This window comes from Bradyrhizobium sp. Crot121 (genome assembly GCF_059512385.1).
The window spans coordinates 1-757 of the sequence record NZ_JCAMOR010000300.1; the positions used below are offsets into that span (position 1 = coordinate 1).

Sequence of the window (757 nt, forward strand, 5' to 3'; positions counted from 1 at the left end):
GTGAAGTGGACCCCGGATTTTGGACCAGCGGCTTAGGTGGTGCGGATGCCGTTCCGTTTTGATAAACGGAGCGGACCATGAAGAAGACGAGACGGAAAATCGACGCGGCGCTGAAGGCAAAGATCGCCTTGGAGGCGCTGCGAGAACAATCAACGGTGACGGATCTGGCGCAGCGCTACCAGGTGCATGTGAACCAGATTTACGCCTGGAAGAAGCAGCTTCAGGATCAAGCGGTTCGGGCGTTCGACGCGGGCGCTGGTCGGGATGGCGAGGCGGCCCACGAACTGGAGGTCGAGAAGCTCCACGCCAAGATCGGACAATTGACGGTCGAGCGAGATTTCTTAGCCAGGAGGTCCGGAAGATGAGCGCGCCGGATCGCCGAGGATTGCTTCAGCGCGATCATGAGAGTCTGTCGATCCGCCGGCAATGCCAACTGCTGAGCGTTGCGCGATCGAGCGTATATCGGCCGCCGCGGCCGGCCAATGACAACGACCTTGAGCTGATGCGGCGGATCGATCAGCTGTTCACGGCCTGGCCGTTCCTGGGCTCGCGGCGGCTGACGGCAATGCTCAATGGCGAAGGCTGTCGCATCAATCGCAAGCGTGTGCAGCGGTTGATGCGCAAGATGGGCATCGCAGCGCTGGGACCAAAGCCCAGAACCACGAAGCCGGCGCCGGGACACAAGATCTTCCCGTATCTCCTGCGCCATCTGGCGATCGACCGGCCGAATCAAGTGTGGGCGGCCGATATCACCTAT

2 protein-coding genes are annotated in these 757 nt (G+C 61.2%); both read left to right on the forward strand.

From position 1 onward, the window contains the following. Window positions 1-77: 77 nt before the first annotated feature. Entirely contained in the window at window positions 78-365 is a 288-nt protein-coding gene (locus tag AC5ZGW_RS46640) for a transposase (protein WP_126262243.1), read from the forward strand. After that, on the forward strand, window positions 362-757 hold a 396-nt coding region (locus AC5ZGW_RS46645; RefSeq protein ID WP_165435668.1), incomplete at its 3' end, for an IS3 family transposase. The genes AC5ZGW_RS46640 and AC5ZGW_RS46645, both read left to right, overlap by 4 nt.